Below are 18,495 nucleotides of genomic sequence, written 5' to 3'. Positions count from 1 at the left end.
AATATTCTTGATAGACAACGCCCGTCAAACCTGTTTAATCAATATTGATTGAACGATGATTGGGTTATTTTTCAAAATATTAAAACAATAATTTGGGTGTGATACTGCTCAATATTTTGTAGTTTCGGCTGACATAATCTTGAAATAAAGACAGGGTTTGCGGTTGCAATAAAGCGCTTACCTACCGTCAGTGATTATGTGATGAAAAGGTGGTCATAGATGATCCAAGCATTTTTAAAAAAGGGGTGTTTCCAGGACTCAGTCAGCCTGATGTTAATATCAAGGCAATTGAGCAATGGAGAGACTGTCGAAGAGGTGTCCGTGATGATGGGGACACCAGCCAATAAATCGCTGCTTGAAAATACCGGTTTATGGCACCCTCTGTTCGATGATGCCACCCCCAATGATATCTGTGTCGCTATTCGTCCAACACCGGATGCTGGTGATGTGTCGCAAGGCATTGCCGAACAACTGGATAACGCGCTGGCGTCTGTGGCCCAGTCTGCTGCAGGAGGCAAGCGGCTTGATGTTGTCCGCCGTTGGCCAACGGCGCTGGCCAAACAGCCTGAAGCCAATTTGGCGTTGATTTCTGTTGCGGGTGAATATGCTGCTGATCTTGCCAATGAAGCATTGGAAAATAACCTCAATGTTATGCTGTTTTCCGATAACGTCCCGGTAGAGTCTGAAGTTGCGCTAAAAGGAAAAGCGGCTGAAAAAGGGTTACTCGTAATGGGGCCTGATTGTGGCACGGCCATGGTTGCAGGCTCGCCTCTAGCCTTTGCCAATGTCATGCCAGCTGGCCCAATTAGTATTGTCGGGGCATCTGGTACAGGGATCCAGGAGCTAGCGTCACAGGTGTGTTTGGCTGGTCAAGGGATCACCCATGCTATTGGGCTAGGTGGTCGCGACTTATCGAAGGATGTCGGTGGAGCCAGTGCTTTAAGTGCCCTTAATATGATAGAGCAAGACCCGGATACCAAAGTGGTCGCTTTTGTCTCTAAACCGCCAGCTCCTGAAGTCGAACAAAGCGTTATTGCAGCAATGAAAGCAATGACCAAGCCGGTTGTAGCATTGTTCCTGGGGACTCGCCGGACCGTTAGGCGAGAGGGCAATGTCTTTTTTGCCAATAGCATTGCTGATGCCGCAAGATTAACCGTGATGCTGGCCAATGTCCGTCAGCTAGTGCCAAATTCCTCTCAAGCTGAAAGTAAACATATTCTGGGTCTGTACACTGGGGGGACGCTTGCAGCAGAGGCGGCAATGCTAACTGCAGAACAACTTGGTCTGGCGGTGGACGAGGCACACCATCAGGGCATTATGCTTGATGCTAAAGGCCACCTTATTATTGATTTAGGTGACGACCACTACACCCTTGGCCGCCCGCACCCAATGATTGACCCCACCACTCGTAGTTTGGAAATTGAAAAGCGCGCCAGCGATGAGCAGGTTGGTGTGTTGCTTCTGGACGTTGTTATTGGTTATGGCGCAACTGCTGATCCGGCAGCCGCAGTGGTCGAAGCGGTAGAGAGTGTCAGGCAGCAGCGGCAAACCCCACTGCATGTTGTCGCAACTGTTACCGGTACTGAGGCTGATCCCCAGCAACGGTCCAAGCAAATCGAGTCTTTGGTTGACGCAGGGATTTTGGTCGTCAACACCCTGGAAGAAGCTGTTTTGCTATCAGAGGCCTTGCTCGAGGAGCAACCACAGGTAAGCGAAGGTGAGTGCCCGCCACTGTTAACGGGTATTAAGGTCGTCAATGCTGGTCTGCGTAGTTTCGCCGACGATCTACAGTCAGCGTCGACGCCAGTCGTGCATTATCAGTGGGCCCCCATCGCCGGCGGAAATGCGAAATTGGCCAGTCTATTAAAACAAATGCAATAGGGAAGTAAACATATGTATTCATCGATTAATGAAGCCAACGCTGCCGTGCTAGACAAAGTAAAATCCGCTCGTCCTTTCTGGGTGGATGTGACGTCAGCTGGCGAAGTGATCCCTTGGCTTGCTGAAGGTAAACACCTGTTGCATGCTGGACCAAATATTCAATGGGACGAAATGACCGGCCCAATGCAGGGAGCCTGTGTTAGTGCGTGCTTGTATGAAGGTTGGGCGAAATCAGATACTGAAGCAATGGCAATGCTTGACGCTGGCGAAGTGAAGTTTAGCCCTTGTCATCACCATAATTCGGTAGGCCCTATGGGCGGGATTACTTCGGTTAATATGCCGGTTATCGTGGTAGAAAATAAGGCAGGTGGTAACTTTTCTTACTGTAACCTCAACGAAGGCATTGGCAAAGTCATGCGTTTTGGTGCCTACGGTGATGAAGTTCAGCAGCGCCTTCACTGGATGCGCGAAGAGTTGATGCCGGTGCTCAAAGATGCACTGGCGCATACCGATGGCGGTGTAGATCTTGGTGCAATCATGGCTCAAGGCATTACCATGGGTGATGAATTCCACCAACGTAATATTGCCACCTCGTCATTATTGCTAAGAACTATTGCCCCAAGCATCGCTTGTGTCGATGCTAACAAGGATGTCTTGGCCCGAGTCTTCAACTTCCTGAGTGTGACAGATCAGTTTTTCCTCAACCTCGCGATGGCATTCTGCAAATGTGCGATGGATGCAGGAGCTAGTGTTAAAGCCGGCTCAATCGTCACGGCAATGACCCGCAACGGTAAGGATTTTGGTATTCGAGTCAGCGGGTTGGGTGACCAATGGTTTACAGCTCCGGTGAATACTCCAGAAGGCTTGTACTTTACGGGCTATTCCCAAGAACAAGCCAATAAAGATATCGGCGACAGCGCAATTACAGAGACCTACGGTATTGGCGGGGCGGCAATGGTTGCAGCGCCAGGAGTAACCCGCTTTGTTGGGGTTGGCGGTGTTGATGTCGCGCTGGATGTTTCTGAGGAAATGGCAGAGATTTTTGTCGAGCAGAATTCGCTGTTGCAGATCCCGTCATGGAATTTCCAAGGTGCATGCTTGGGGCTAGATGTCCGCCATGTTGTAGAGACAGGTATTACGCCAATTATCAATACCGGTATTGCCCACAAAGAACCTGGTGTTGGCCAGATTGGGGCAGGAACAGTAAGAGCGCCGCTAGCATGTTTTGAAAAAGCACTAGAAGCCCTTGCTGATAAACTGGGTCTAGAGGCTGAATAGCATTTGTCCGAAGTCGTTAATACCGGTAGAGGCTCATCTATGGTACACCAAGCGTTAGCTTTCAGTGAGACTGCACCTTCAGTCCTCGGTAGTTTGCAATTTGCAGGTGCCGGAAGTAAGGCGATTAACTTTCTCACGGAAGATAATAAAGTACTGACCCTTCACCTCTTTGGAGAAGGGTTGAGCCCTTCTGGTTGGTCTATCTCTGGTCCGGTATTCAGGCATATTAGCCAATTAGCCCCTAAGGCCAGTAAGATACGATTGCAAGACAGTGGGATCTGTATTGATAAACTCCATTTAGCAAAAGGGAAAAATGGACTTTGGTTAAAAGCGGCAAACAAAACAGAACTTACATTTGAGCTGCTATCTCAGTTTCTTTGTCTGCAGGAAGCGCAAACTGGTTTATATGGTCCACTAAGCGATTTAGTGCAGTCTGGCGATATCAGCGCATGTTTTCCTGTCCTAAAACCACTTAAATGTTGGTTTGAAGGGCGAGAGCCTGATTGGCAGGGCATTATTGGTGCAGGACCGGGTTTGACACCTAGCCACGATGATATGTTGGTGGGGATGCTAGCTTGCGCTTACTCTATCCCGGAATTTAGGGACAAGGCGTCGGCGTTATTGCCTGTTTCACTAGATTTAGACTACTGGACGACTTCAGTCAGTGCTGGCTATTTGAGTCAGGCGAGAAATGGTTTCTTTTCTGACTCATTATTAGCTGTTATTGATTCATCGCCAGATACACTTTATGACAATGCCGGGCACTTTTTGAGTCATGGCCATTATTCCGGAGCCGATACATTATTGGGTATGTGGCTATTCTTGAGCCTTTATTATCACCTCTTCAAGTAACTTCTAGCTGTTTGATGCACAAACTATACAAAACCTTTTAATGATAATTTGAAGATAAACAGAAAAAATCTTCTAGTTAACTGGGGTATTTGTGGATCACAAAATAAATTGTTTCACTGGCTATTATGGGATAGCAAAAGCCACACCTTATTGGCCTGTGACATCGTGAAATTAGTATGGAGTAATATATGAACCTTTCTATCTCTCAGCTTCATCAATTAATGAAAAATAAATTTACCCTTGCTGGGTTAACTGATGAACACGCCGACATAGTTGCTGACGTTCTTGCTTTTGCTGATGCGCGTGGTGTCCATTCTCATGGTGCAGTCCGCGTAGAATATTACTCCGAGCGTATTTCCAAAGGTGGTATTAATACCGCACCACACTTTAGCTATGAAGAAACAGGACCATGTAGCGCAGTGTTTGATGGCGACAATGGCGCTGGCCATGTGATCGCCAAGTTGGGGATGGAAAAAGCCATTGATATGGCCAAGGCGAAAGGTGTGGCAGTCGTTGGTATGAAACGCATGAGTCACAGTGGGGCGTTGGGTTATTTCACTAAACAAGCGGCCGAACAAGGGCTCGTAGCTATCTCTGTCTGCCAGTCTGATCCTATGGTTGTGCCATATGGTGGCAGTGAGGTGTATTACGGCACTAACCCGATAGCATTTGCAGCGCCAGGGCCTGATGGTAAGGCTATTAATTTTGATATGGCCACCACAGTTCAGGCGTGGGGTAAGGTGCTGGATGCTCGGTCTCGTAACAAAGAGATCCCAGAATCTTGGGCGGTAGACGGTGATGGTAATTCAACAACCGATCCCCACGCAGTTCGTGCCTTGGTGCCTATTGCAGGGCCTAAAGGTTATGGCCTGATGATGATGGTCGATATTTTGTCTGGCGTGATGTTGGGCCTGCCATTTGGCCGCAATGTTAGCTCAATGTATGAAAACCTTTCCGAAGGGCGTGAGCTTGGTCAATTACATATTGTTATTAACCCCGAGTTTTTCACCACCAAAGAGTATTTCATCGATGCGATCGCCCAGACCATGCAGGACATCAGTGGAATTCGCCCAGCACCGGGTTTTGATAAAGTGATGTACCCTGGGCAGCGAAGCGATGCTAAAGCTGAAAGAGCAAAAGAGAATGGTGTGGAAATTGTTGATGAAATTTATCAATATCTGATTTCTGAACATATCTACATTAACTCTTACGATCATAAATCGGCATTTAATGGATAGTTTTAAACAGTAACAAAATAAAAATAGTGAAGAGAATACCTATATCGATACAAACAGCCTGTCATAAACACAAACTTGAAAGAATATAAGGATTGAATAGATGGAGCTATTAAAAAATAAGGTAGAAGAGACCTCGAAGAAAATCACACAGTATGGGTATCAGGAAGGAGCTGGTATGACGCGCTTGCTTTATACCGAAGAGTGGTTAGCAGCACAGAATACTTTCTTGGATCTATTCGAAAAAAATGGTTTGCAGGCTTATTCAGACGATGTGGGTAACGTTTATGGCCGCTTGGAGGGGAGGGAGTACCCTGATCAGGTCATCATGTCAGGCTCGCACATAGATACAGTCGTTAACGGCGGTAATCTTGATGGTCAATTTGGTATTGAAGCGGCATTTATTGCTTTGCAGTACCTAAAAGACAAGCATGGTTCGCCTAAGCGTACCCTTGAGGTGGTCTCCCTAGCTGAAGAAGAGGGGAGTCGTTTCCCTTACGTGTTCTGGGGAAGCAAGAATATCGTTGGTATTGCCGACAATGAGGCGGTGAAAGGTCTTACTGACAATAAGGGCGTTAACTTTGTTGATGCAATGAGAGAGTGCGGTTTTGATTTTGCTACTGACCGCACTGTCCGAAAAGACATCAAAGCCTTTATCGAGCTGCATATCGAGCAGGGAAAAGTGCTGGAAACTGAAGGCAAGCAACTGGGTGTCGTGACCAGTATTGCCGGTCAGCGCCGTTACAATATCACGCTTAAAGGCGAAGCGAACCATGCCGGTACAACACCGATGGGTTACCGCAAAGATACGGTATATGCGTTTAGTAAAATCTGTAGCCAGTCTATCGACAAAGCCAAGGCTGAAGGCGATCCGCTAGTACTGACTTTTGGTAAAGTCGTGCCTAAGCCAAATACCGTGAACGTGGTTCCGGGGGAAACTTTGTTCTCTATGGACTGCCGCCACACCGATAAGGATAAGCTGATCAGCTTCAGTAACCAGATGGTTGAGGATATGAAGCAGATCTGTGCAGAAATGGAGATCGAAATTGACGTTGATCTGTGGATGGATGAAGAGCCGATCCCAATGGATCCTACTTTGGTTGATCTGATTGATACTACCTTCGAAGCAAAAGGTGCCAACTACAGACGCATGCACTCTGGCGCAGGTCATGATTCGCAAATTTTTGCTCCACGCATCCCTACAGGAATGATCTTTATTCCAAGTGTGGCTGGGATAAGCCATAACCCGGCAGAGCATACTGATATTAGCGATTTGACTGTTGGCGTCGAGGCACTGATCAACGTGCTTTACGAGCTAGCATATAAATAATTACGGAAGATGATATGGAAAAGAACCATCAGCACAGTGTCGAATACTGGAAAAAACTGGTTGTCGTTTTATGTTTTGGCTGGGTAGCCATTTGGATTTACCGAACCGTACTTACCCCTATATACCCCGAAATCCAAGCTTCACTGGGGGGGATAAGTGATGCAGAGATCGGTGCCATTGCAAGCTTCTATTACCTAGCCTACTGCTGTATGCAAATACCTTGTGGCATTTTGGTCGACAAATTGGGCCAGAAGGTGATGCTGGCTGGTGGCTTTTCTCTATTCATTATTGGCACCTTACTGCTGGCTAGCGCCCACAGCCTGTCGTTGATCTATGTCGGGTCAATGCTAGCCGGTGCCGGGTGTGCGTCTTTCTTTTGTTCAGCGTATTCTTTATCGTCTCAAAATGTCCCCGAAACTAGCCGTGCAATGGCCAATGCCATCATCAACAGTGGCTCGGCAATCGGTATGGGGATTGGCCTAATTGGCTCGACAGTATTGGTTAAAAACATGAACATGAACTGGCAGCATGTCATGTTCATGATTGTGGCTATTTTGGTGGTGATGGTTGCGGTATTTTTGCTGGCTATCCGTTCACACCAGAGCCAGTCATTGAAAGCTGAGGAAAAAACTGACCAAGCTGCTACGGGTAAAGTACCACTGTCAGTAATGTTCACGCCTAAGCTTTGTAGTGCTTATTTCCTCTACTTCTGTACTTGCTATGGTTATTACCTAATAGTGACCTGGTTGCCATCATTTCTGCAAACCGAACGTGGATTCGAGGGGATGGCGATTGGTTTTGCTTCTGCGTTAGTCGCGTTTGCTGGTATTCCAGGAGCACTGTTTTTCAGCCGCCTGTCGGATAAATTCAGTAATAAAAAGGTCAAGATCTTACTCTATCTTGAGGGTGCAGCTGCCCTACTGCTATTGCTAACGGTCATGGCACCGAACACCTGGGTACTGATGACAAGCCTAATTTTCTATGGATTGCTCGGTAAACTGGCAGTCGATCCTATCTTGATCTCTTATGTATCAGAGCAAGCTTCGCCTAAAAGCCTTGGCCGAACATTTAGCCTACTGAACTTTTTTGGTATGAGTTCTGCGGTCATCGCCCCGACACTGACGGGTTTTATATCTGACGTGATGGGCTCAAAAGAGATGAGCTTTATTATGTCTGGTGCGTTAGTGGCTGTGGGTGCCTGCATCTTTGCGCTAATAACGCACAGGAGCAAAGCACGGGAAGTAGCGACAGCATAACCTTTCACATCGGTGTACGAAATAAGCCCTGTCATGTTTGATGGGGCTTTTTGTTTATTAGTCGGTCCAATTTTTTGGGTGCTGATCTAATACCATAGCGCTGCTAGATGAGTACCGTGGAAAGGAAAGATAAGTGATTATCTCTCTGGCAACTATCTCTTTGACACAGAGCGGCTAGAGCTCCCCCTGTCCAGTGAGCCTTATGGTTTATGCTTATTATGAAGACGGTAAATTTTATGTTTCAACAGATGCAACCAGTCATAAAGCGCTGCAAATAGAACAAAGTAGCAAAGAGGTTGTCGCGGGGATTGACTGGTTTGGTTAATAGGGCGACGAAGGTAATCTGCGGTGTGAATTAAGGAGAAATCGTGCTGTAAGCTAGCGCTAATATTTGCAACTATTCAATTGAACAGGCAGAGGCAGAGGCAGAGGCAGAGGCAGAGGCGGAGGCAGAGGCAGAGGCAGAGGCGGAGGCAGAGACAGAGGCAGAGACAGAGACAGAGGAAGCGGCAGAGGCAACGGGTGATATTATTCCCGGAGTTGCAGCTACAGAAAATGAGCGCCATTTCGTCTTTCATCGCCGAATTAAAGGCAAAAGAGTCGGCTAACCGTGCTGCGCAGGTAGTGCTTGAAGCAGCCGTGGAAGTTGAAACGCCAGAAAGTATTTTTGGTTAGGTTGAACAACCCAAGACTAGAACAGATGTTATCAGGTAAATGAACAGGCTTAACGAAAAAGAGCAAATAACAATATTTGCTCTTTTTTAGTGAAAGTACCGACGCGGATTAAACGGTTAGGTACTCTGCTTTTTTCTCGTCGTTGTAGACATCGCGGTCAAACTCGCCCAGCTTGTCTGACACTAACATACCAATCATCACATCGACCACATTGTTCAACAGTGTACGGAACATGCCTGAGAACCAGTCGATACCGATAAGGATAGCGACACTTTCAAGCGGCAGGCCCATTGACGTTGCAAGGAAGGTGTAGACGATAATCATACCGCCAGGTACGACGATGGTGCCCATGCACATCATCACAGATAAGATGATAGCCATAACCATTTGGAAAGGTTCAAGCACAATACCTGTTGCCTGGCTCATGAAGAATATAGCCAACACATAACACATTACCGCGCCATTGGCATTCATTGACATAGTAATTGGGCCGGTGAAGTCAGCAACCTTACGGCTCACACCAAACTTGGTGACAGAGTCTTCCATTTTGGTTGGCAGGCAAATAGCCGATGAAGTGGTGGTCATCGACATGATAGAAAGTTTGGCAAACTTCTTAGGCATTTTCAACGGATTGACTTTAGTCAGAGCGGCTGTCAAAGGACCGTACATTAGCAGCAGGATAATATCGCCGATAGCCAATGCACCAAGGAACTTAAGCATAGGCACGATAACCTTGAAGCCAATTGCGCCTGAAACATTCGCCAACAGACAGAAGATACCGATAGGCGCCAGTTTCATTACCATCTTGATGATGTTCATGATCACGGCGTTGAAGCTGACAATAAATTCGGTGACGATTGTATTACCGGAGGTGCGGGCATAGGAACCCATAGCCAGACCGAAAATGATGGCAAAGACAATGCAAGGGATCATCGCCCCGCTAGCCATAGAGCCAACAATATTGGTTGAGAAGAAGCCTAAGATAGTTTCGCGTATAGAGGCTTCCGGTGCGGCTACTGCGGTTGCCGCACCTTCAATACTGATCCCTTCCCCAGGCCTGATGGTCAAGGCTAGAAAGAGTCCGACTAATGCAGAGACAATAGTCATCGAGATGATCCATTTGAAGGTGTGGAGGCTCATTTTACCTGCCCCTTTACCATCAACATTACCGATTGCTGCTGAAACTGCGGTCATAACGAGCAAGACAACGGACATCTGGATCAAACGAATAAAAATATCACCGATGAATTTGATATTTTCTGCCCATGGTCCCACGATACTGCCGAACGCTATCCCTGCTGCAGTGGCAATCAGTATCTGGTTGGTGAGTGACATAGTAAATCGGGGCTGATTTTCTGCCATACTAAGCGACATGTGTGTTCCCTCATTTCAGTTCCATTCTGATATTTAGGTCAGCAAATGTTTTTCACTTTGGGGATGATAAACATTACTACTTAGCTTTAACCCTAGTTATATCGGTATATGCATTTTTCTGTTGTGTTTTTATTACACTTAGAATAAGCGGTGTTGAATATGAATTAAATGGGGGAGAGTTATAGTTAAGATAAAAAATAAATCGTTTTGACAAAAAAGGGAGGAGTGTTAAAAATGTTTAAATATTTAAGTTGGTAACGAAATATTACTTCACCTTTCGAATTATATTCTAAAAGGTGAAGTTTATGATAGTGCTTTATTATGGAAATTAATATTCCGGTAATTCAAATTGCTCGGAAATCTTTAGAATCTCGTTATCTGAACAGTGAGCGATATCTTCCATTACTTCCCGTGTGAGGTGCGGACAGAACAGCTCGATGAAATCTAGCATGTATTTTTGCAGGAACAAGTTGCGACTGTAGCAAAGCCAAGCGTCACACGCTGGGATGATATCATTGAGCGGAATGCTGACTAGGTTTTCGTCCACCACATCTTGGGCGGCCACTTGGGCAATAATGCCGATCCCGTAGCCGAGGTTGACGTATTTCTTGATAACCTCGACATCCATTACCGTCATGAAGTAATACGGCGAGATCCCTTTTTCCTTGAAGGCTTCGTCTTGTGCCGAGCGGCCGGTTGAACCCGGCTCGTAGCTGATCAGCGGGTAGGCACCGATTTTCTCGATGGAGATATCGCTGTCATTAGCCAGCGGGTGGTCTTTTGGCACGATTAAACTCAGGTTCCACTTGTAGGCTGGCAGGACGATAATGTCTTTTTCGCGTTCGACGTTCTGGGCCAGTATCGAAAAATCTGACTGGCCACGTTTTAGGATATGACCGTATTTGTCGAGCTGCGAAGTACCGATGTGGAACTTGATTTTCGGGTAGCGTTTGACGAAACGTTCTACCGCTTCCGGAATGAGATAGCGGGCAATGGTATTGGTGGTGTAGATGTTCAAAAAGCCTTCTTCTGGCTTGATGTGATCGCGGACTATCGTCTTGATGCGGCTTTCTTTTTCCAGCATGTCGATAGCTTCGTCGATAATCTGCTTGCCGATAGGTGTCACGGCACTGATGGACTTGCCTTTTCGCTCGAAGATTTTCACCCCCAGCTCCGACTCCAGCAGCCTGATTTGCTTGCTGACACCCGGTTGGGTGGTGAACAGGGAATTGGCAGCAACCGAGATATTCAGGTTGTTGTCTATCACCGCCTTAAGGTAACGCAGTTGCTGTAATTTCATTGCTTTCTCATTATTTCCGCAATAGTTTCATACCCTTGATTGTGCCTCAAGTAACAAAATTATCATATAACAAGTGGTGATAATATATTCATTTTACTTTGATCGAAGTCTGTCTGATGGCAGTCATGGCCAGCGGTTCTTACTATGTGGGATTTACACTCAGCTGAGTCTGGCAGAACAGGCGGCGTAGAAGGAGTTCATCGCCGCCCCCATCTTGAGCTCATCTTCTGTGAGCAATGAAATGGCTGCCTTGCGCAGCCATTTCTATTTCGCAAGTGACTAACTGCGCGAGATCACCCAAGTTGATTGGCAATCATTGCAACAGATTTCGGCATCGCTGATGCTTTTGTTGATGATCTGGGTGTTTTCAGAATCGCATTTCGGGCAGTGGGTCCGCGTCGGTGGGCAGTTGAGTTCAACACAATGGTTATGGTTGTCCTTCGCTTTGACCATAGGTTGTTTGCAATCTGGGCACAACATGATTTAACACTCCTTATATTTTCTACTGACTTCATGTCAGCTTTGCTGTTATGCATTTCATCTCTCTTAGATATGTGGCACAAAAATTGTGCCAAAATGGCAGAAATAAAAGGCATGCAATGTAATATCACCGTTGTTGTGGTGTGACCAGCATGCGGGCTGAATTGTTGGCAGTTTGTTGATCGCAATCATGAATAGGCAAAAACAGTGAATAATTTTGCGAACTATTTTTCGAGCTTGTAACAGAACTGCATTCGACCTGTCACTATACTTTCTTTTCTCTGTCACCTTAGCTTCAAACAATTGAATTATTTTGCCTTTTTCTGAAATAAAGGTGAAATATGTTGCCTCCATTACGTGCCCTAGTGGCTTTCGAAGCGGTTGCCAGGCTAGGCTCTATCGGGGCAGCAGCCAGAGAGCTCCATGTTACACAAGCTGCGGTGAGCCAGCAGTTAAAGAGCCTGGAGCAATTTCTTGATTGTGCCCTATTCGAGCGTAGCCAGCGCGGTGTCATGCTGACAGCCAGCGCGCAGCAGTATTTGCCTGCGGTCACCGGTTCGCTTCATCACCTCAAGCTGCAAACTGAACTGTTGTTCGGCAAGCAGCAGCCCGATGTGCTTAGGGTCAAAGTTAACCACTCCATTGGCCATAACTGGCTGATCCCCAAACTAAAAGATTTCACCGAGAAGTTTCCCTTCATTCGACTGGATCTGTCTTTGGTTGATTGGCCATCTAGGGAGCCCTGTATCGATGCCGATGTTGAAATTACCAACGGTTACCTTGAGAGCGAGTCGACCCGGGCGGAGCGGCTTTTTGAAGAGCAGTGGTTAATGGTGTGTTCACCTGCATTCAAGCAATCCCATGCGGAGCAGTTGGCAAAGGGGGATATTGCTTCACTGCCGGCGATCCAAGTTAAAGGTTATGAAGAGAGTTGGATGCAGTGGTTGGCCCATAACCAGCGACTGCCAGAGGTGCCAAATATCCAGTTGGAGTTGAGTAACTCACTCCATGGCCTCGAAGCCGTCAAGCAAGGGATAGGCATGATGCTGGTGCGATCCTTAGTTGCCGAGCGAGATTTGCTCTCTGGCTCAGTGGTGACGGCGATTGATGGCAGCATGCCCTCGGAATCTGGCCACTACCTGATCACTGCCAATAAGCGTGATGCCAAGGTGAATTTCTTTTGTGACTGGCTTCATAAGCAGACGCAGGGTAGCCAAGCACAACCGGTCGCTGAGAAGCGAATTAGTGCCTAGCCCCATACCATTTCTAAACCCAAGCAGAACAACCCCTAAGTTTTTCTTATGGCTGGCATCGGAAAATATGACGTTGAGCCAAACAAGCTTGTCATACACGCCAACTAGGATAGCGGACATAGAGTAAAGGAAGTGCTTATTCCATGAAAATTACATCTCAAATACTAACGGACAAAGCCAGGGTCTTGCTGTTTATCGCACCCTTGATGGCGCCACTGATGGCATTCTGGCTGATCCCATTTGGCTGGAGCGTTTATATCAGCTTCACCGACTGGGACTATATTTCACCTGATTACTACTATGTCGGTTTCGAAAACTACCAGTACCTGCTGGAGGACCGAGATTTCCATCAAGCGATGCTCAATACCTTCTGGTTTGCATTGGGTGTGGTGGTGCCGACTGTAGGCCTTGGCTTAGTGTTCGCACTCATGTTGCACAAGAATTTTGCCGGCAGCCAGTTCTACCGCGCAGTGATTTTCTCGCCATGGATCACCCCAACCGTTGCGGTGTCGATAGTGTGGTCTTGGGTGTTCGAGACCAAGGCTGGCCTTGCCAATCTCTTGCTGGACAAGGTGGGCTTTGCCCCTATCCCTTGGCTGGAAAGCGGCGATACCGCCATGGTGGCCGTGATTATTGTCACCGTGTGGCAGGCGATTGGCTGGACCATGCTGTTCTATATCAGCGCCTTGAACAAGATCCCAACCTCCTTGTATGAAGCAACGTTGATCGATGGTTGTAGTCCGCTGACACGCTTTTTCAAGATCACTTTGCCGCTGATTTCGCCGACCACTTTCTTCTTGGTCATTGTCAATGTCATCAATGCTATCCAGGCATTTGACCAGTTCCAGATCCTCACTCAGGGTGGACCGAGTGGCAGTACACGTACCCTGCTGTACCTGTTCTACCAAACGGCGTTCGAACAATATGACATGGGGCCAGCAGCTGCGACCTCAATGATCATCCTGCTTATTACCGGGGTGCTCACCATTATCAATACCGTTATGGGTAAACGTTGGGTGTATTACTAAGGACAGTGTTATGACAATGCAATCTGTAGATTTTCCAACCGGAAACCAGCCTGCGGCAAAGGCGATTAAATTGGCCAAGTCGGTGCAGGGCGGTATGACTGAAACGGCAACAACAGCAGGTGATAAGTCTCCATCTTTAGGCAAGCTATCTGTAACGGCCAATCTTGCCAAGGCGACCATAGCCAAACATGTATTCCTGGCCTTTTCCGGCCTGATCATGGTGTTCCCGTTTATTTGGATGTTATCGGGATCGATGAAGTCGAATGATGAGATTTTCAGTAATCCGCTCAACATCATTCCTGAGCAGTTCCGCTGGGAGACCTTTGTCGATACGTTCCAGTTGGCTCCATTTGGCCAATATATTTTCAACAGCTTCTCGGTGGCATTTTTCACTACGCTGTTTGTGATTGTGAATTCGGCTATGTTTGCCTATGCCATTACCCAGCTTAAATTCCGCTCACGCACCTTGCTGTATTTCGTGGTGATGGGCAGTTACATGCTGCCGGGGGCCGTCACTTACATTCCTTCGTATATCACGTTGGCAAATATGGGGCTGCTCGATAGCCATGCTGGTCTTATCTTGTCCAGCGCTGCTAGTGTGTTCGGGGTGTTCTATCTGCGTCAGGTGTTTCAGAAGATCCACCCTTCTCTGATTGAGGCGGCGCGTATCGACGGTGCCGGCGAGCTGAAAATTCTGTGGGCTATCGTGTTGCCGCAGTGCAAGGCAGCATTGGCCACTTTGTTCCTCATTACATTTATCACCAACTACAACAGCTACATGTGGCCGAGTTTGGTGATCACCACCCAAGAGTTGCACCTGATTGCAACCGGGATCCGCCAGTTCTTTATTGCAGAGGGTAACTACGGCCTTAACTGGTCGCAGATCATGGCTGCCAGCACCATCGCTGTCGTGCCCCTGCTTGTTTTATTCATGATTTGTCAAAAAACGATTTTGTCCGGCATTGCCGATAACGGTGTTAAAGAGTAAATGGATATGAAACTAAAAACACTCGCAATTCTATGTGCATCTTTTGCTACAGGCTCTATGGCTATTTCAGGAACGGCAATGGCCCAGACTGAGGTGAACTTCTGGTATTCAGGTGGTACCCAACCCCAGCAGATGATGACCAAGCTAATCGAAGAGTTCAACGCCAGCCAGGATGACTACGTTATCCGAGGCGCATTGCAGGGCAACTACCAGGAAACATTCCAGAAATTGCAGGCTGGTATGGCTTCACGAACCGCACCGGAATTTGTTTTGGTTGGGGCTTCTGAAGCAAGCTCGATGGAGAACCGTGGCCTGACCCGAGACCTACGTGATTTCATTACCGAAGATTTCAACTACAACGACTTTATCCCAGCCTTCCGTGCCCAGGGCACAGCCGATGATGGTTCGGTATTTGGCCTGCCGGCTTACGGCACAACGCAGGTGCTTTACTACAACAAAGCCAAGTTGGCTGAGCATGGCTTTACCGAAGCAGATCTGGCGACTTGGCAGGGCCTTGCCAAGGTTGCACAAAAAGTCGTAGTCAAAGATGCCCGTGGCAATACCGAGTACTACGGCTGGGAGCCAATGTGGGGTAAGGACAACCTGATTGACGCCGCATTCTCCAATGGTGCCAAAGTGATCAGTGACGATGGTAAAAAAGTACTGATTGACTCGCCGGAGTGGGTTGAAGTGTGGGAAAGCTTCCGTCAATGGATCCACGATGACAATGTGATGCGTATCCACCACGGAGGTCAAGGCTGGGAATACTGGTACAAGACCATTGATGATGTGATGAAGGACAATGCTCTGGGCTACACCGGTTCATCGGGTGACCAAGGTGATTTGGACTTCACTAAATTGGCCGCAACGACCCAACCGGGTTGGGGCGATCATCCAGCTGCCCCTCAGGCAGGCTCTTTGATGTTTGTTATGCCTAAAGGAACCAATGACAAAGCTGCACAGGGCGCGTTTGAATTCATGGAATTCTACACCAACGCGGCAAACACCGCGCGCTGGTCAATGTTTACAGGTTACATCCCAGTTCGCCAAAGCGTGAATGAGGTACCTGAGTACCAAGCCTTCACCAAGGAAAACCCACAAGCGCTGATCCCGCTCAAGCAGGCGACAACGGCTTCGGTTGACTTTATGGACCCGACCAATGGCCGTATTCAGGACGCCCTGTCTATTGCCGCCGATCAGGTGCAGATTGAAAACATCCCAGCTGAAAAAGCCCTGAAGGATGCAGCCAAGCGCGCGCAACGTGCCTTGGATAGAGCGAACCGCTCTTAATCAGATGAACAGGCACCAATCAAATTTGGTGCCTGTTCACTATCAAAAAACCATTTAAGAGAATTTTTCATGCTGACGTTTTCGGGTGAGTTGGCTTTTGGCCATCAAGTCGAACGCTTTGTGGTGCCAGAGGGTACCCAAAAACTATCGATAACAGGTACCACGGTAAAACAGGGCTTTCTTTACGCTTACCTCTATGATGCCAAACAGCAACTGCGCACGGCGATTTTGTGGGTAAAGCCAGAGAAGCAGGTAGTGATAAGCCAAGATATGGCCTCCCTTGGCGGTATTGCCGGCGAACTTCCTGCCGGTGAGTGGGAGCTGCATATCTATAACCTGGAAGGCGAGGGCCGTAACCATAAACCGATGCAGTATCAGGCTGATATTACGTTTGGCATTGCCACCGGTGAGGCCAGCGTGCAGGCTGTAGCTTCTGCCATTGCCGTGCCGACCACAGCCAGTTTGAACGCAGCGAATCAAATAGAGTTCGATTACACCAAGATAAAATCGCCAGAATCGCGCTGGTTCCGGGGCGATTTGCATGCGCATACCGTGCTGTCTGATGGCCATAACACATTGGAATCGGCAACCGAGATTATCGAGCGCCAGCAATTGGACTTTATGTTCCTGACCGAACACAACATCTGCCATCCAGCTTTGCCAGATAGTGACCGAACCCTGATCCTGCCGGGTGTCGAGGTAACGACCGACAAAGGGCATTTCAATGTCCACGGCCCGCTAGCCGGTCTTGCGATGCGTAATGCCGATTACAGCAGTGAGGCGTTGATCCATCAAGGTTTGGCGATTGCCGGCAATATCAGCATAAACCACCCGATGATGAAACCTTGGCACTGGCACTACGCTGACATGCCTTTGGCAAGTGTCGACACCATGGAGTTGTGTTGCGATCCGACTTGGTCGACGTCACCGGCATCGACAGAATCGGCGCTGGAAGTACTCAGTGCAATGTGGAACTGCGGACACCGTATCTATGCCGTGGGTGGCAGCGACTCACATCTTGAACCCCACGAGCGCAACCCCAAAGCTACCGAGCCTTCCATCTATGGCGATCCGTCTACCTTTGTGTTCTCCCATGGTTTGAGTGGCGAGGGTATTTTGGCTGGATTGAGACAGGGCCATGTTTACTTGGAGCGCCGGTGTGGACTGGCGGTTTCAATCAATAATGGCAGTGTGTTGCCGGGCCAAGATGTCGCTGAAGCTGAACTGGCTTATCACCTTTGTGTTTCGGACAAATCTAATCCGTATTTTGCCGAATGTGTGGCAGACGGCGAGGTGATTGCGCGCTACCAAATTAACCCGGAAGGCGTTGAGTTCGGGGTTGGGATGCGTCACCACAACTGGGTTCGCATCGATATCCGCCGTGGTGATCTGGCTAATATGGCAGCAGATGAGAAAGGCGAATTTGAAGGGGTGATCAACCCAGTATTTAACGGTCTACAAGCAGTATTTGCTCAGCCTTTGGTATCAACCTGGGGTGAGCTGATGGAGACGATGGAAGAAAATGGAAATTAAAGGCGTATTGTTCGACAAAGACGGGACTTTGCTCGAATTTCACCAAATGTGGCTAAAGGTATCACAAGGGGTGGTTGCGGCACTGTTGGCGCATTTCCCAGAGCATGATGAAGTAACGCCAGAGGCGTTGCTAGAAGCGATTGGTGTGTATGGCGAGCGGGTGGATAACTACGGTTTGCTGGCTTCGAATCCGGTTGAGGATACCTCCAGGAAATGGTTCGAGATGCTGGCACCACAGTGTGATTTCGAGGCTTTTAACCATCAAGTGAAGGGCTTGTTCAATCAGCAAGTTGAGCAGATGCCGGAGCTGATCCAAACCCTGCCGGGGATTGAAAGCACACTCATAAATCTGAAACAAAAGGGATTTAAGCTTGGCATTGCCACCGCTGATACTAAAGATGCCACCCTCTACTCCCTTGAACAGGCAGGCATTATCGGTCTATTCGATTTTATTGGTTATTCCGACGGGGACATTGAGCCAAAGCCTGCTCCAGCCCTGATGGAGGCCTTTTGTCACCACTGTGAATTGCAGGCCGGTGAAGTGGTCATGCTGGGGGATACGGTGTCGGATATGAAGTTCGGCATCAACAGCGGGGCTCGAAGCGTAGGTGTATTGACGGGTACTGCTTCTCAGGAAGAACTGGCACCCCATGCCGAATTGGTGCTTGATTCTGTGGCCGAGTTTACACCTTGCCTGCTTAAGTCAGCGTAAGTGATTAATTAGAATAAAAGACATAACGGA

Annotated in this window: 15 protein-coding genes; 12 read left to right on the top strand and 3 right to left on the bottom strand. The window is 48.0% G+C overall.

The features are described from left to right. Nucleotides 1-219: 219 nt before the first annotated feature. The 6 genes from fdrA (at nt 220) to C9J01_RS06805 (ending at nt 7,832) form a co-directional block, all read left to right on the top strand. On the top strand, nt 220-1,881 hold the full coding sequence (fdrA, locus tag C9J01_RS06830) for an acyl-CoA synthetase FdrA (RefSeq protein ID WP_107297322.1): 1,662 nt from the start codon (nt 220-222) through the stop codon (nt 1,879-1,881). A 12-nt stretch (nt 1,882-1,893) separates the two neighbouring features. Further along, nucleotides 1,894-3,159 carry a YlbE family protein gene (locus C9J01_RS06825; RefSeq protein WP_107297321.1) on the top strand — a complete coding sequence of 422 codons (1,266 nt, stop codon included), beginning with the start codon at nt 1,894-1,896 and terminating at the stop codon, nt 3,157-3,159. A gap of 39 nt (nt 3,160-3,198) precedes the next feature. After that, nucleotides 3,199-4,011: an oxamate carbamoyltransferase subunit AllH family protein gene (locus C9J01_RS06820; RefSeq protein ID WP_107297320.1), complete on the top strand. Its 813-nt coding sequence runs from the start codon at nt 3,199-3,201 to the stop codon at nt 4,009-4,011. A 188-nt stretch (nt 4,012-4,199) separates the two neighbouring features. Further along, the gene (gene allD / locus C9J01_RS06815; RefSeq protein WP_107297319.1) at nt 4,200-5,249 is read left to right on the top strand and encodes an ureidoglycolate dehydrogenase; all 1,050 of its coding nucleotides are present in this window, start codon (nt 4,200-4,202) and stop codon (nt 5,247-5,249) included. 100 nt (nt 5,250-5,349) lie between these two features. Then, nucleotides 5,350-6,576, top strand: a complete 1,227-nt coding sequence (gene allC / locus C9J01_RS06810; RefSeq protein WP_107297318.1) for an allantoate deiminase — start codon at nt 5,350-5,352, stop codon at nt 6,574-6,576. A 14-nt stretch (nt 6,577-6,590) separates the two neighbouring features. Further along, nucleotides 6,591-7,832: an MFS transporter gene (locus C9J01_RS06805; protein ID WP_107297317.1), complete on the top strand. Its 1,242-nt coding sequence runs from the start codon at nt 6,591-6,593 to the stop codon at nt 7,830-7,832. Nucleotides 7,833-8,615: 783 nt separating this feature from the next. Here the strand turns inward: C9J01_RS06805 and C9J01_RS06795 are convergent. The 3 genes from C9J01_RS06795 to C9J01_RS06785 all read right to left on the bottom strand — a co-directional run bounded on the left by C9J01_RS06795 (nt 8,616) and on the right by C9J01_RS06785 (nt 11,661). Next, nucleotides 8,616-9,881: a dicarboxylate/amino acid:cation symporter gene (locus C9J01_RS06795; protein ID WP_107297316.1), complete on the bottom strand. Its 1,266-nt coding sequence runs from the start codon at nt 9,879-9,881 to the stop codon at nt 8,616-8,618. A gap of 328 nt (nt 9,882-10,209) precedes the next feature. Then, nucleotides 10,210-11,181, bottom strand: coding sequence for a LysR substrate-binding domain-containing protein (locus C9J01_RS06790; protein ID WP_107297315.1), 972 nt, complete (start codon nt 11,179-11,181; stop codon nt 10,210-10,212). 279 nt (nt 11,182-11,460) lie between these two features. Then, complete coding sequence (locus tag C9J01_RS06785) at nt 11,461-11,661, bottom strand: hypothetical protein (protein WP_107297314.1); 201 nt, start codon at nt 11,659-11,661, stop codon at nt 11,461-11,463. Between the two features lie 341 nt (nt 11,662-12,002). Here C9J01_RS06785 and C9J01_RS06780 point away from each other — a divergent pair, with 341 nt between their 5' ends. From C9J01_RS06780 to C9J01_RS06755, 6 genes are all read left to right on the top strand, one after another. Continuing rightward, the gene (locus C9J01_RS06780; protein ID WP_107297313.1) at nt 12,003-12,914 is read left to right on the top strand and encodes a LysR substrate-binding domain-containing protein; all 912 of its coding nucleotides are present in this window, start codon (nt 12,003-12,005) and stop codon (nt 12,912-12,914) included. 143 nt (nt 12,915-13,057) lie between these two features. Further along, entirely contained in the window at nt 13,058-13,942 is an 885-nt protein-coding gene (locus tag C9J01_RS06775; protein WP_107297312.1) for a carbohydrate ABC transporter permease, read from the top strand. A gap of 10 nt (nt 13,943-13,952) precedes the next feature. After that, the gene (locus C9J01_RS06770; RefSeq protein WP_107297311.1) at nt 13,953-14,930 is read left to right on the top strand and encodes a carbohydrate ABC transporter permease; all 978 of its coding nucleotides are present in this window, start codon (nt 13,953-13,955) and stop codon (nt 14,928-14,930) included. 6 nt (nt 14,931-14,936) lie between these two features. Then, on the top strand, nt 14,937-16,220 hold the full coding sequence (locus C9J01_RS06765; protein ID WP_107297449.1) for an extracellular solute-binding protein: 1,284 nt from the start codon (nt 14,937-14,939) through the stop codon (nt 16,218-16,220). A 69-nt stretch (nt 16,221-16,289) separates the two neighbouring features. Continuing rightward, complete coding sequence (locus C9J01_RS06760) at nt 16,290-17,753, top strand: CehA/McbA family metallohydrolase (RefSeq protein ID WP_107297310.1); 1,464 nt, start codon at nt 16,290-16,292, stop codon at nt 17,751-17,753. Then, nucleotides 17,743-18,465, top strand: a complete 723-nt coding sequence (locus C9J01_RS06755; protein WP_107297309.1) for an HAD family hydrolase — start codon at nt 17,743-17,745, stop codon at nt 18,463-18,465. Before C9J01_RS06760 ends, C9J01_RS06755 begins: the two co-directional genes overlap by 11 nt. Nucleotides 18,466-18,495: the final 30 nt, after the last annotated feature.

Source organism: Photobacterium rosenbergii (genome assembly GCF_003026455.1).
Lineage (GTDB): Bacteria > Pseudomonadota > Gammaproteobacteria > Enterobacterales > Vibrionaceae > Photobacterium > Photobacterium rosenbergii.
This window is presented reverse-complemented; position numbering and strand designations above follow the sequence as displayed.